Origin of the sequence: Paralteromonas sediminis (assembly GCF_003820355.1) — a bacterium.
In the GTDB taxonomy this organism is placed as follows: domain Bacteria; phylum Pseudomonadota; class Gammaproteobacteria; order Enterobacterales; family Alteromonadaceae; genus Alteromonas_F; species Alteromonas_F sediminis.
In genome coordinates this window covers 171,054-183,963 of the sequence record NZ_RPOK01000002.1, presented here as the reverse complement: position 1 = coordinate 183,963, position 12,910 = coordinate 171,054, and the positions used below count along the sequence as shown (strand labels likewise).

Annotated in this window: 13 protein-coding genes; 3 read left to right on the top strand and 10 right to left on the bottom strand. The window is 45.3% G+C overall.

Annotated features, from left to right (window positions below; translation table 11 throughout):
• The gene (locus tag DRW07_RS06055; RefSeq protein ID WP_124027007.1) at positions 1-714 is read right to left on the bottom strand and encodes an ABC transporter ATP-binding protein; all 714 of its coding nucleotides are present in this window, start codon (positions 712-714) and stop codon (positions 1-3) included.
• On the opposite strand from DRW07_RS06055, the gene DRW07_RS06050 reads away from it, so the two are divergent.
• Together DRW07_RS06050 and DRW07_RS06045 are read left to right on the top strand one after the other, a co-directional pair.
• A complete protein-coding gene (locus DRW07_RS06050; protein WP_124027006.1) occupies positions 703-1,371 on the top strand; it encodes an arylesterase in 669 nt (222 codons plus the stop codon). The two genes, DRW07_RS06055 and DRW07_RS06050, sit on opposite strands and share 12 nt — an antisense overlap.
• A 63-nt stretch (positions 1,372-1,434) precedes the next feature.
• Positions 1,435-1,623, top strand: coding sequence for a hypothetical protein (locus DRW07_RS06045; protein WP_124027005.1), 189 nt, complete (start codon positions 1,435-1,437; stop codon positions 1,621-1,623).
• A 7-nt stretch (positions 1,624-1,630) separates the two neighbouring features.
• Here the strand turns inward: DRW07_RS06045 and DRW07_RS18265 are convergent, their stop codons facing one another.
• The 3 genes from DRW07_RS18265 to DRW07_RS06035 all read right to left on the bottom strand — a co-directional run bounded on the left by DRW07_RS18265 (position 1,631) and on the right by DRW07_RS06035 (position 3,153).
• On the bottom strand, positions 1,631-1,789 hold the full coding sequence (locus DRW07_RS18265; RefSeq protein ID WP_165870420.1) for a hypothetical protein: 159 nt from the start codon (positions 1,787-1,789) through the stop codon (positions 1,631-1,633).
• A 101-nt stretch (positions 1,790-1,890) separates the two neighbouring features.
• Positions 1,891-2,502 carry a methyltransferase family protein gene (locus DRW07_RS06040; protein ID WP_124027004.1) on the bottom strand — a complete coding sequence of 204 codons (612 nt, stop codon included), beginning with the start codon at positions 2,500-2,502 and terminating at the stop codon, positions 1,891-1,893.
• Positions 2,503-2,553: 51 nt separating this feature from the next.
• Positions 2,554-3,153, bottom strand: a complete 600-nt coding sequence (locus DRW07_RS06035; protein ID WP_240630522.1) for a hypothetical protein — start codon at positions 3,151-3,153, stop codon at positions 2,554-2,556.
• 222 nt (positions 3,154-3,375) lie between these two features.
• Between DRW07_RS06035 and DRW07_RS06030 the strand changes: the two genes are divergently transcribed.
• Entirely contained in the window at positions 3,376-4,317 is a 942-nt protein-coding gene (locus DRW07_RS06030) for a glycoside hydrolase family 17 protein (RefSeq protein WP_124027002.1), read from the top strand.
• A 34-nt stretch (positions 4,318-4,351) separates the two neighbouring features.
• Here DRW07_RS06030 and DRW07_RS06025 read toward each other — a convergent pair whose 3' ends face one another.
• The 6 genes from DRW07_RS06025 to DRW07_RS06000 form a co-directional block, all read right to left on the bottom strand.
• On the bottom strand, positions 4,352-4,861 hold the full coding sequence (locus tag DRW07_RS06025; RefSeq protein ID WP_124027001.1) for a DUF2059 domain-containing protein: 510 nt from the start codon (positions 4,859-4,861) through the stop codon (positions 4,352-4,354).
• A 67-nt stretch (positions 4,862-4,928) separates the two neighbouring features.
• Positions 4,929-6,428, bottom strand: coding sequence for a tryptophan halogenase family protein (locus tag DRW07_RS06020; protein WP_124027000.1), 1,500 nt, complete (start codon positions 6,426-6,428; stop codon positions 4,929-4,931).
• A 20-nt stretch (positions 6,429-6,448) separates the two neighbouring features.
• Positions 6,449-7,459, bottom strand: a complete 1,011-nt coding sequence (locus DRW07_RS06015) for a cupin-like domain-containing protein (RefSeq protein ID WP_124026999.1) — start codon at positions 7,457-7,459, stop codon at positions 6,449-6,451.
• Between the two features lie 12 nt (positions 7,460-7,471).
• Positions 7,472-8,194 carry a SapC family protein gene (locus DRW07_RS06010; RefSeq protein WP_124026998.1) on the bottom strand — a complete coding sequence of 241 codons (723 nt, stop codon included), beginning with the start codon at positions 8,192-8,194 and terminating at the stop codon, positions 7,472-7,474.
• A 2-nt stretch (positions 8,195-8,196) separates the two neighbouring features.
• Positions 8,197-9,765 (bottom strand): tryptophan halogenase family protein, encoded by a 1,569-nt coding sequence (locus tag DRW07_RS06005; RefSeq protein ID WP_205665372.1) that lies wholly within the window; start codon positions 9,763-9,765, stop codon positions 8,197-8,199.
• A 53-nt stretch (positions 9,766-9,818) separates the two neighbouring features.
• Complete coding sequence (locus DRW07_RS06000; protein ID WP_124026997.1) at positions 9,819-12,815, bottom strand: TonB-dependent receptor; 2,997 nt, start codon at positions 12,813-12,815, stop codon at positions 9,819-9,821.
• Between the last annotated feature and the right edge of the window lie 95 nt (positions 12,816-12,910).

Here is a 12,910-nt window from a genome sequence, read left to right as displayed (position 1 = left end):
TTAACTGGCCTCCTTCAAGGCTACTTCTGAAAGTTCGCCGGCGTGCATTCTCAACTGTCTTTGGCATCGAGCGGCAAGCTCATCATCGTGCGTCACCAACACTAGAGTCGTACCGTTTTGTTTATTTAAATCAAACAGTAACTGCTCCACTTTGCCACTGTTTGCCGCATCAAGGTTGCCTGTAGGTTCATCGGCAAACAAAATTTTTGGTTGCCCAATAAAAGCTCGAGCAATGGCAACACGCTGCTGCTCGCCCCCACTCAATTGATTGGGATAGTGATGCGCTCGGTGCGACAACCCGACTTGGTCGAGAATTTGTTCTGCACGCCCTTTTGGATCGGACAAGCCAGCAATCTGCGCCGGTAACATCACGTTTTCGAGTGCTGTCAGGCTTTGTACCAACATAAAGCTTTGAAAGATGAAGCCCACTTTTTCACCTCTAAGGCGTGCTCTGGCCTCTTCGTCAAGATTGTGAAGGGGTGACCCTTCCAGCCAAATCTCTCCGCTGCTCGTCTCATCAAGCCCCGCGAGTAACCCAAGAAGTGTTGACTTACCAGAGCCAGATGCGCCTACAATAGCGATTGATTCTCCAGCCATTACTTCAAAAGAAATGGGCTGAAGGATCTGAAGCTTGCCTTCACCCGTAGTGACAGTTTTAGTAACCTGTCGCGCACTTATACTTGAACTGGAGTCTGTTTTACCGTGTTGAGTCATCTAAAAGCCTACTTTGCTGCTATTTCTCTTTGTTTATTGTTAATACCCTCAACAGCGCTGTCGGATCAAGCTTCAACGCCAAACCAGGCATTAAAAAAGAGTAACAAAAGCTTACTTGTCCTTGGTGACAGTTTAAGCGCTGCTTATGAGTTACTTGAATCTGAGGGTTGGGTAAATTTACTGGCAAATCAATGGCACGAGGGTGAACACGGGATTGAAGTCATAAATGCTGCGATAAGTGGCTATACCACCACTGGAGGATTAGAAAGGTTACCTCGTCTGCTAGAACAAAACCAGCCGACACACGTCCTCATTGAATTGGGCGGAAATGACGGTTTGCAGGGGCTCAGTATTAAAACCATGAAGCAAAACTTACGCAAAATGATTGAGCTTTCCCAAGCAGCCGGCGCTAACGTAATTTTGCAGGATATGGAGATACCCACCAACTATGGCGCCCGATATACCAGGATGTTTGGTCAGGCGTACGACGATCTGGCGTCTGAATACGATATCCCGCTCATCCCGTTTTTCTTATCAGAGATCGCACTAGACAAGACATTAATGATGTCTGACGGAATCCATCCCAATAAGCAAGCTCAACCACTTATTGCCGACATCATGTTTGAACAACTAACCCCGCTTATTCTGGCCAAATAACTAAAGCTGTTCTATAGTGAAATAAGTTGTTTGAGAGATAACTAACATGAGAGGTAAATAAGAATGGAAGTAGGCTCCACAAACGCAGCGGCAATAGCCCAACTGGCTACTGAGCCCAGATCTACGCAAACCTCGCAACCTGAGCAGAGAGAATCGGTGTCGCTTGAAACCCCATCTCAACAATCAGATTCATCTCAGGCAAGTAATAATAGCAATGAAAGATTAGGAAGCCGAATAGATACCTTTGTATGAATCAGGCCTATCGGTTGGATTTTTTAGTGTCATTTAAACGGTTAATTCGCGTCTGCCAGTAGCGCTCTTCCATGCTTGGGCACGCGTTATTCAAAAGCCTTTTCAAGCGATACATTTGCAATACGCCCTTTTCAACCACCACCTGCTCTGAGTGCTTCGTATTCATGTGATCATTCCCCTTCCCAGCTAAAAAAATAGCAGCAATAGGATTATTCCGTGGGAATAAAAGGTATAAGAACTGACCCATAGGTATAAATTTAAATAACTCTACAACCAACGTGGGACACGCTTTCTGTAATTCTGATACTGATAACGGAAATGCGCGGATAAATGCTGCTCTTCCGCCAGTATTTGGCGATGTAAAGCCGCCCAACCAAGCAGTAAACAAATCAGTGAAAAAACACTAGGGAATGCCAGAAAAAAGCCAAGTTGAGCAAGGGCTACAGATACAAACATAGGGTTACGGGAAAACTGAAAATAACTGTCAGTTTTCAAGTTAGACGGTCCTTGAGGGTCGATACCAGAACGCCACAAGTGTCCCATTGACTTATGCACTAACACTGTTGCTACGAACCCCGCTATCAAGAGTACATTCCCTAGCACAATCAAAGGCCAATGATGTAGCACCTGTAACACGCCTAGAAATTGATCAAATGAAGGGAAAAACACGCGAATCAGGCATGCAGCCCAAATAGCAACACGAAACCATCTGAACAAAAGGTGGTTCCACCATGTAGCACTGTATTTTTCACCTGAAAATACCAAGTTTTTTCCATCAGTGCTTTTTCTGCTAAGGCGCACAATATAAAAAGCGGCAACAAAGGTGTAAAAACACGCGAGGAAAATGCGTGTAAATTCAATGGCAAATTCAGAGTCCATTGATTAAACCAACCCAAAGAGTAAAGAAATTCTTACACACAGTGTAGCAGACTAGGGCGACTCGTTCTTGGTTGTAAAACACACAGAAAATGTAGTGGTCTGCCACATTTTACCCACGATATAGAACAGCGATATCATGAGCAACGAGTACGACCACTCAAAAGCATTATCCCACCTATCCCATACATTGGGGAAAACATACCCTAAAATAGCACTGATAATACTGCTAGCAACCAGAACGAAACATACGCGGTGCATTCGTTTGCACCAAGTGGTTAACCCCAGACGTTTTGTATCTAGAGTGGTCAGTTTTGCTAACAATAAAAGATGGGCAAAAGACGTAAATACAAAGAAAAACACGATCCCTACCCTTCTCGCCAGTTTGTAAGGCTCACCTTCTGCCCCTAAGGTGACGGTATAAACGATGAGTGCCACACAAGCCATCAGCCCCTGCGCGGTTACCCACTTGGCTGATACCCGTTTAGAAATTTGACGCAACCATATATCGAGCAATAACCAATACATGGCCATGCAAACCGCAGTCGGGATCATTAACGCTTTAAATACAAAAAACTCCGGGTATTGTCTGCCGGTAGCACTAATGGAATGGCATTCAGACCAATACGGTACACAAGGTGATAAATTCCCCATTCCAATACCTATTGTTAACGTGAGATGCACACAAGTTAAAGGCAGAAATACACACAATAAGCTGAGCTTGTAGGGCATAAGGCAACTCCTCATCGAGCCCGTATTTTTAAAAAGCGTAGTCCCTTTCATCGGTATAAGTACCCATCCAAACGCTAACGGCGAGACAGACGCCTAGCAGTAACAGAAAATAGCACCACAAATGCATTGATAAAAGGCGGTAACATGCAATCAAAGCGCAATTTAATTGCTGACCAAGTGATGGCCGTTGCCTACTCAGGCTTTCGTGAAGGCCAACACCCAGACAGGGGCGAAGGTGCCAATAACCCTAGCAAGCAAGAAATACTCGAAGATTTGCACATACTGATTGAGCACAACTTTACCTTAATTCGCCTGTATGACAGTGGCCAAAACTCCGCCGATACTTTATCGCTCATTCGTCAACACCAGCTTCCTATCAAGGTGTTACTCGGTATTTGGTTAGACGCAGAAATAAGCAATCACGACGGTTGTCCCTGGCTCACTGAGCCCATTTCCGAATCGGTGCTGAGCAAGAACAAGTTGCAAAATGGTCATGAAATTGAGCGAGCCATTTCTCTGGCCAATGATTACGCCGATATTATTGTGTCTGTGAATGTTGGCAATGAGGCGCTTGTCAGTTGGAATGACCACATGGTACCCGTTGATACTGTTATTGATTATGTAAAACTGGTAAAGCAACACATCCAACAACCTGTTACAGTCGCTGAAAATTATGCCTGGTGGATTGAGCACGGGCAAGCACTGGCCAACATTGTCGATTATATTGGCGTACACACCTACCCAATGTGGGAGCATAAGCTTATTGAGGAAGGGTTAGCCTACACGCTTGACAATATTCATCGCGTGCATGAAGCACTTCCTCAGAAGCCAATAGCCGTGCTTGAAGGTGGCTGGGCAACCACTGCCGAGGAGTTTCCTGAACAAGCTAACTGCATGAATCAGCAAACCTACTTTGAACAGGTGTATCAGTGGGCTAACAAGGCCAATATCACCTTTTTCTTCTTTGAAGCGTTTGATGAGCCATGGAAAGGGCACCCTGACGCCATTCATGGTGCGGAAAAACACTGGGGACTATTTTATGTCGATCGCACACCGAAACAGGTGATGAAGCGCCTTGAAAAATAAAAGGCGCTGAAAGGCGCCCTTCACTTATTTCAGCTTATTTTTCAGAAGCCTTTTCTTTTAATTCTTCGCGCATACGCTCAGATAACGCTTGTAGTTTAGGCATGGCATTCATCGCCATACGCTGGCCAAGCTGCATAGATTCCTGCATGACAATAGGCATTCTTTCTACAAATGCCTGACCCGCCGGACTCTCATAGAACTCTGCCATTTTAGTAATTTCATCTACCGTAAAGTTTTGCGCGTAAATATGACGAATTTCCGGTGCCATTTTTTCCCATGACATTTCCTGTTGTAACAGGCTTACCAACTCCTTTTGATATTGTTTAATGATTTCATTGGCTGCGGCATCCACGTTTAAGTCTTGAGTCATTTGACTGAACAACCCTTGCATCTGTGTCCACATTTGCTGGGTCATTTGATCCGCCTGCATAGCGGTAAATAAACGGTCAATTTCATCACCGCTTTGATCAGAAGACTGATCGGCTTTTGCTAGCACATTGAATGAAAAGGAAACAATAAAGAGTATTGCAGATAGACGTAGCATGGAGCTCTCCTTGTGAAAGTGTTAATCGGTCCGTCTGTGAGCACCCTATCCAATCCGTTAGTATTAGTCAATTTGCACGTGTTTGTGCCTGCAGCAAATATTGAATAAACTGTGTGTGCATTGGCAAATTGGCTAATTGCTGTTGGATCTGGCTTTCTTGTTGACGCATGAATGTATTCAGGTCGCGGTCACTCATCATATCCACAATAGGATGATATTGCTTGGGTGTTAAACCTTGCCCCATCATAACTTGTACCCAGGAATTCTCTGCAAACAGGTCATCCTGCTCTTCCACAATGGTGCCATTGTTGGCAAACAGGTCCATAATTTGTTGAAGTCGGTCAGACACTTTCATGTTGCGTAAATAGCGCCAGAACTCATGATCATCACGCTGCTGTAAATGGTAGTGCAACACGATAAAGTCCCTGATAGTTTCTGTTTCAACGCGCATTTGCTGATTAAAGCGGTTAACTAAGTTCTCATCCACCCCTTCGGTCGGAAACAAACTAATCAACCAGATTATTGCTTGCTGAATAAGGTGGATACTGGTCGATTCAAGCGGTTCAATAAACCCACTAGACAAACCCACAGATACACAGTTTTTATGCCAAAACTCTTTTCGCTGTCCCGTGGTAAAACGTATGAGTCGGGGATCGGTCAATGGCGTGCCATCTATACCTTGCAATAGATCATCAAGTGCACTTTGCTCACTTTTAAATTCTGTTGAAAACACCACACCATTGCCCACTCTGTGCTGCAAGGGTATTTGCCATCGCCAACCCGCATCCAGTGCTATTGACCGAGTAAAAGGTACCGCGGGTCGGTGCGATTCAGTTTGCACCGCATAGGCTGCATTTGCCGGTAAAACATCGCTCCAGTCGTTATAACCCACTTTAAGTGCCTGACCCAAAAGTAACGACCGGAAGCCGGTACAATCTATGAATAAATCACCGTCTACAACCTGCCCCGAAGCTAGGGTTAAAGACTCGATATGGCCGGACTGAGAGTGCACATTAACCCGGTCAATTTTGCCTTCAATGCGCGTCGTGCCGTGTTGTTGTGCAATGCTACGAAGAAACTGACCGTACGCAGCAGAATCCAGGTGATAGGCGTAGTTCAATTGGGGATCTTTGATATGCGCAAACTTGCCTTTTTCAGCCGCAACCGACTCAAGACTGTATGCAGCGTAGTCTTTGGCCATTTTTTGCTCATTAGCCCTTACCCAAAAATGGTGAAAACCTGCTGCCCAGCACGACAAACCAGACTTGCCAAAAGAATGAAAATACTTATGGTTAAGTTTGGTCCAGTTTTCAAACATGATACCCAGCTTATAGGTTCCATTTACGGCTCTGAGAAAGTCGTCTTCGCGAATCTTAAGCAGTTGGTGAATAGTCAGCAAAGACGGCACGGTAGCTTCACCCACACCGACGGTAGGAATGTCGTCAGATTCAATAAGGGTTATTTGTAACCGTTTGCCTATCGTTGCAGCCAGGGTTGCTGCCGCCATCCAGCCAGCAGTCCCTCCACCAGCGATAATGACTTTTTGCACTAACTTTTTTTCTGTCATAACGTTTATGAATTATCCGGCTACTTAAGTTTATTGATCAGTTGTGCGCGTAATTTTCGCGCTGTCATATCAGACATTTTGGTCTGATTATCACGTACCTTTTCAGGTAAATGCTGGTAGAAGTCTTCAGGTTGTTCAAAAACATAGTTGTCGAACAGTGTTTTCCACGCTTGTCTCTGACGCTTGGGCAAATGTTTAATACTCATAATAGCGTGTAGCAGTGCATTGTTTGGCATACCCAGATAGTCAGGCATGGTGCGCCACCAATAATTGACTAACCCATTAAGAGGGCCAAGCCCTTCTACCGCATGCCACCACATACTGGGAATGTAAATCGCATCCCCCGGTTTAAGATGCGCTGTTTTTGCAGCGGCCATTGCATTTTCAAAACGGGGAAACCTTTCAAGATCAGGCGCATTTACATCCACCATACTGATTACCTGCCCAGCAGGCGTAAAATCGAGCGGGCCAACATAAAGATTATTGTGTTCTTGCGGCGGAAACAGTGTGAATTTTCTTTCACCCAAAACGCAACACGCAAGATTGTCGGGAAAGTCAAAATGGGGCGCAATGACTGTACGATTCCCGAGCCAAATACTTTCGCGAATTTGATTCTGATCGATGGCTACTTGGTTGTTGTCACTGAAACCAGGTAAATAGCGTGCAATTTCGAGTGAACCCACATAAAAGGTAGGAGGATCGGGCTGCTCGGCCACTTCTATAATCTTGTTTAGGGCATCGTTAAGATAAACCTGTGATTGAACAAAGTTGAAGCCATCTATTGTGTCATTGTAGAAAATTCTGCGTTTCGCTTCAGGTCCTGCCATAAAGGCGTTGACTGGTTGTTGATTGTAAAAAGACATTAGATAGTCAACGGCGTGTTGGTCAGATCGCAAACCTTCTTGTACCAAAGGCCAATCGGCGACCATCCCTCTTAGGATACAAGGCATATCCGCATCGTATAGGTGAGCAGGAAACTCACCATTACTGCAAGAAATCTCTTCTATTGGACTACCGTAATGCAACGTCATTTAGCCCCTGCTCTACCCTAAGGCAGCGTTGCGCATATCAACCAAATTGCCGAGGTTAGACATTGACGCCATTATCATAGTGATGGGCAAAAGCAGTTTTTGCTTGTTGAGATCATCGAGCGCCTCCGCAGATAGTGCTTCAAATCTGTCATCCGCAATCGTGCTAAAGCCCACCAACTCATAATTTGTACCGTCTTTAAGCGTGATGGCAATAGTACTTTCTTCAAGTAAATTGTACTTATCCAATGCCTCGATTAGACGCCTGTTTTGTTCGTGGCCCGTATCGATCGACTCCAGCATTTTCACCACTTGGTCTAAGTAAGGCGTATACCCTCCATATTCATTGAATACAGACTCACCAACTTCACGATTTACCCGCGGGTGCGCCGGATTAAAGGTAATAACCTGCTGTTTGTCTGAGCTGCCTTGCACTTGCTGAAAACCAATAGAAAAAGGCTGACGTTGCACCATGATAGGAATGTATCTGGCATTCCAGCCGCTGCTGCCGCTCAAAAACAGGTTTTCGCCCTCTTCAAAACCAAACAGTGCCACAGGGAAGGCAGACTGAGCGTCTTTGTCACGGTAGACTAAAATCGGGTAATGAGACAAAACCAACCTAAACTCAAACGGATAGGTCATGCAAAACATCACGTCATCCCCCAGCTCTGCTGCCCTATCGAGCCTTATTTTCAGATCTGCATGGGCGACGTTATTCAGCATTTCATATTTCGACATGTTTACAACCTGCTATTCCAACTGTGTTTGATATCACGTAACAACGTCCGGTTTGTTGGCAGATGTTGATACAACTTTTGTAATTCTGTTTGTTTGTGACTTAGCAATTTCTTAAGATGCGCACGTTCTTTGTCAGCAAACCGCTTATCGGAAAGTGCAGATAGCGACCTAAACCCCATACCGTAGAGAATATATTGATAGCTCGCAGGCGGAAACATAGATTCAGCCACTTCAATATCTGCATGCCAGGGAGCTCTTCGTGCCCACACAGTAAGCAAGCGGTTGAGGGATTCTGGCACGGAATGCTGTGCCCTGTGATCTAGCCAATATTGGCTATCTGTTCTTTCTGACAACACATAATGTAACTTTATAAAATCAATGATATTTCGCCAGTGCAAATCCATTCGCTGATTAAACTTGTTAGATAGAAATCCCAAATCCTGTTTACCGGCAGGCAAGTGATCTCTGATAAACTTGGCAGAGAATTCAATAAGCACCATAGCGGTGGCCTCCAACGGATCAATAAACCCTGCTGATAAGCCAATTGCCACACAATTGCCCTTCCAAAAGGTGTTTAAGTGTCCAGGATCTAGCGTAATTTTATTCGGCGTGATATCAGCTAAATTACAGTGAGGAGCCTGTTGCTCTATGTAATTCTCCATCATATCGTAGGCTTGTTGCTCGTTGCCATAGTCGGACGAATACACAATACCTATGCCTTTTCTGGAGGGTAAGCCAATATCCCAAATCCAGCCATTCTTATGCGCTGTTGCATGCGTGGTGGAGTTTATGGGCGCATGCTCATCTGCATAGGGAACCTGAAACGCCATTGCCCTATCGTTAAAGAGCACTGACTTTTGACTAATAAACCGTGCGCCCATATGGTCACCGATCAGCAAGCGCTTAAAGCCAGTACAATCGATAAACAAATGACCAAGTACTGCGCGACCATCTGCTAATATGACTGAATCTATGTGTTCATTGGTGTGATTAACACGGGTGACATCAGCTGAAATATGCTGTACGCCAAGACGTTCAACACAATGCGTTTTCAATAACCTTGCAAACTTTCCCGCATCTAAGTGATAACCATAGTTAACCACATTGGCATATTCAGGCGTGGAAGCCTGCTTAGGTGCCAAGTGCCTGCTACACACGCTCGCCTGATTAGTGGCAAACTCATCAAAACTTGTTGTGGCACCATTGTCGAGCCAGTGATCGACAATGTTGATGTCATTGTATCCAACAGGTAATGAAAACGGATGATAGTAGCTTTCGTTCTGCCCACTGCGCCAGTTAATAAAGCGCGACCCCTGTTTAAAACTGGCATCACATTCACTGATAAATTGCGCTTCTGACAGACCGATACGCCTCAATGTGGCCGCCATGGTTGGCCAGGTTCCCTCACCCACTCCAATGGTTTTGATATTTGGCGATTCGATCAGCGTTACACTGAAATTTTTTCGAGTATCAAACTGTGCCGCTAACACGGCAGCGGTTAACCAGCCTGCCGTTCCACCACCAACAATAACAACATTATTAATATCGATATTCATAGGTCCTAAACTCAAAAACTCACCCTAGCATACCGCTAAGGTGAGTTTTTGGTACAACTTATTTTACCTTAAAACGTATATCGCACACCAAGATTGTATCTGGGCCCTGTTTGCGTTACGCCATTGACCTGTGACCAATCCCTTGCCCAACCGCGTGTCGTTGCATCGGTAATGTTGATCCCTTCAAAGAAGACAACTACACCGTTGTCGAAATCGTAACTAGCATTTAAGTCAAACTGTTCGTAGTCATTCACATACCCCGGCTGACGGCCGCCGTCACCGGCATACCAAGAATCACGCCAGTTGTATGCTAGGCGAATTTGAATGCCGTCTTTGTCGTAATACAAGATCAAGTTGCGTGAGTCGCTTAATCCCGCTACAGCAAATTGAGGCTCATTCAAGAAGCGATCAAAGTTCTTGTCGGCCTCTGCAAAGGTAGCGTTTGCAATAAAGCCAAAACCTGTATCCTCAAAGTCATGTTGCAACGCCACTTCCCACCCATCTATGGTCAAGGTTTGATCGCTGTTTATACTGGTTGTTAAATCAAACACAGCCGGCGCATCTCGCCCTGCAACACCGGTGATAACACCACCGCCATTGCCGTCAGGTTGAACACCAGGCGCGTCAGACCTATTAGCGAAAATCCACTCTCTTATCTGCTGATTTGACGGTGTTCCACCTAAGGCTGCTACCGCCTCATCAAATAAAGAACCAAATCCTGGGAACGCCAAATCAGGGAAAATAGCGACATCTTCACGTACAGTAGAAGCAATAAAGTTCGATACTGTTTTGTTGAAATAGCCGATGGAGAAATAGCTTGCGTCATCGTAATACCATTCATATGACACGTCGTGGTTTTCCGATTCATAAGGCAACAACCCTGGATTACCAATATTACCCGTCGCTCGGTATAGGCCAGAAGAGTTATATTGGATAAAAGGTGCAATGTTCAAACTACCAATCAAGGCACCGTAGCCTGCACGAGCTATAGTCTCGCTGTATGAATATCGGAGTTTCATGTCATCGTGGATATCTACGTCTATATCCAAACTTGGCATAAGGTTATCATACTCAGCTTCCAACCCCGAAGGTACTTCAGTGCCATCATCTATGGCTATCCACTCCGTTGCACCTACCCAATCAACACGTGTGTAGTTACGAGAAGCAGAGCTAGATAATACTTCAGTCTCTTCATAACGCAATCCGGCGAGTATACTAAATGGGAAGTCGCCAATTTCACCCAACAACCTATATTGAATAAAGGCTGAAACAGTCTCTTCTTCAAAGTTATTTCCAAAGCCGGGGTCAAAATCTGGGCAAAATGCGTTTCCACAACTTCCGACGGGGTTACCTGGGTCAGGCGCAAGATACAATGGGTTACTGGGGTCAAGGGACTCTAGGAATACGGCTCGAGCCGCTACTTCTGTGTAATCAAAAATAAAGAAGTTATTGGTTATTTGATCGCCAGAGTTAAATGAATCAAAAATCCCCGCCAAGCTAGCTGGCGTCATTAAGTCTGACATTGAACCTAACGCACTGGCAGCATTAACCCCCCATGTATTTCTTTGGACATTGCTGCTTGCCTCAAAATTGGCAACTTTGGTCAACCCCACACCAAAATCAATCGTCTGGTCACTATCAATATACCACTTACCAGAAAACTGACCTTGTTCAATATCCATTTCTGCCCATGAATTACCAAAGACGCTTCCTGTTAGTCGCATGTCATCAGGTGATAAGGGATCGCTTGCAGTAGTTGTAGTGACGGGGATGTCACCGCGATAATCTATAGTCGTTGATTCACGGCTCTGACCACGTAAACCCGCTACCGTTAGGAATGAATTGGTTCCGCGGATCATATCATCTGGTTCACGAGTTGATTCAGATTCGTGGTAATCAAATGTAAACTCTAAATCCTCTGTTGCCAACCACTCGATATTGATACCTACAGAGTTCAACTCATTACGCGAAGCGCCACCACCAGCAGCATGCGGAAAATCAGGCTCTCTGCCTGTTTCCTTATATACTAGCGGTGAAACGATAGGCCCTTCAGACCATAAAACTTCATCTGGAACCTGAGCCACCCAGAATGAAACATCGTTATAACTGGTAGACACTTCTTGCTCAGCGTATGTGTAATCCAAGGTAAAGGTTAGCGTATCTAGAGGCGCATATTGCAGGGTTAGTTGAGCATTGGTTCGAGTTCGCTCAATCTCGTCTAATTTATAAGCAACAGCTCTTGGAATGGCGACGATATCACCAGCTCCAGGTCTTGTACCATCAAGGCTGACGCCATCACGAACGGACGCACCATCAACCTCAGCCCATGAATCTGTCAATGCAGACTGTGCGCCGTTATTTCTTTCTTGGATGCTCGCCACAATAGCAACACCCACGGTATCATCAAGGAAAGTATCGCTGTACAGACCCGAAAATTCGGGCGTCCAAGCGTCACCGGTGATGGTAGACGTATCGTTAACCGCTTTTACACCAAAACTGGCTTTCATCTCACCCGCTTCAAGAGGCTTGAGGGAGAGAATGTTAATAGTAGCGCCTATGCCCCCAGTGGGTACATGGGCTTTACCGGTTTTGTAAATCTCAACACCTGCAACACCCTCTGAAGCCAAATCACCAAAATCAAATGACCGTCCTAATCCAGAGTTGGTCGGTAATTGACGACCGTTAAGCGTTACCAAGTTAAAGTCGGGTCCAAAACCACGCACCGTAACCCTTGAACCTTCACCGTTTTGTCGATCTATGGACACACCGGTAATGCGCTGCAAGGATTCGGCCAAGTTTGTATCGGGAAACTTACCAATATCTTCCGAATTAATCGCGTCTACTACGCCCACAGACTCTCTTTTAGTGTCCATAGAGCGCATTAAACTTCCGCGAATACCCGTAACCTGAATGACCTCAACAGTCGGGTCCTGTTCGGCCGCAGACTGAGCGCTCTCAGTTGTATCAGCAGTTTGCTGCGCGTATATTGGCGCCATCAAGCTCACGCCGAGGGCGAGTGAAACCCCCTTCGCAACAGGGCTTTTAAGACGGTTGTTCTTGTACATAAACGTGTGTCCCCGATTCCGTTTGTTATCAGTTTGTTATCTATTTATTTCAAATTTTAACTTCGCACAGGAATCGGGCAAACAGAAACGGGTTG

Excerpts from the sequence above, each read along its gene's own strand:
- DRW07_RS18265 (WP_165870420.1), bottom strand. The coding sequence starts at position 1,789 with ATGAATACGAAGCACTCAGAGCAGGTGGTGGTTGAAAAGGGCGTATTG.
- DRW07_RS06015 (WP_124026999.1), bottom strand. The coding sequence starts at position 7,459 with ATGACGTTGCATTACGGTAGTCCAATAGAAGAGATTTCTTGCAGTAAT.
- DRW07_RS06035 (WP_240630522.1), bottom strand. The coding sequence starts at position 3,153 with ATGGGGAATTTATCACCTTGTGTACCGTATTGGTCTGAATGCCATTCC.
- DRW07_RS06045 (WP_124027005.1), top strand. The coding sequence starts at position 1,435 with ATGGAAGTAGGCTCCACAAACGCAGCGGCAATAGCCCAACTGGCTACT.
- DRW07_RS06040 (WP_124027004.1), bottom strand. The coding sequence starts at position 2,502 with ATGGACTCTGAATTTGCCATTGAATTTACACGCATTTTCCTCGCGTGT.
- DRW07_RS06025 (WP_124027001.1), bottom strand. The coding sequence starts at position 4,861 with ATGCTACGTCTATCTGCAATACTCTTTATTGTTTCCTTTTCATTCAAT.
- DRW07_RS06010 (WP_124026998.1), bottom strand. The coding sequence starts at position 8,194 with ATGTCGAAATATGAAATGCTGAATAACGTCGCCCATGCAGATCTGAAA.
- DRW07_RS06055 (WP_124027007.1), bottom strand. The coding sequence starts at position 714 with ATGACTCAACACGGTAAAACAGACTCCAGTTCAAGTATAAGTGCGCGA.
- DRW07_RS06020 (WP_124027000.1), bottom strand. The coding sequence starts at position 6,428 with ATGACAGAAAAAAAGTTAGTGCAAAAAGTCATTATCGCTGGTGGAGGG.
- DRW07_RS06000 (WP_124026997.1), bottom strand. The coding sequence starts at position 12,815 with ATGTACAAGAACAACCGTCTTAAAAGCCCTGTTGCGAAGGGGGTTTCA.
- DRW07_RS06030 (WP_124027002.1), top strand. The coding sequence starts at position 3,376 with ATGCAATCAAAGCGCAATTTAATTGCTGACCAAGTGATGGCCGTTGCC.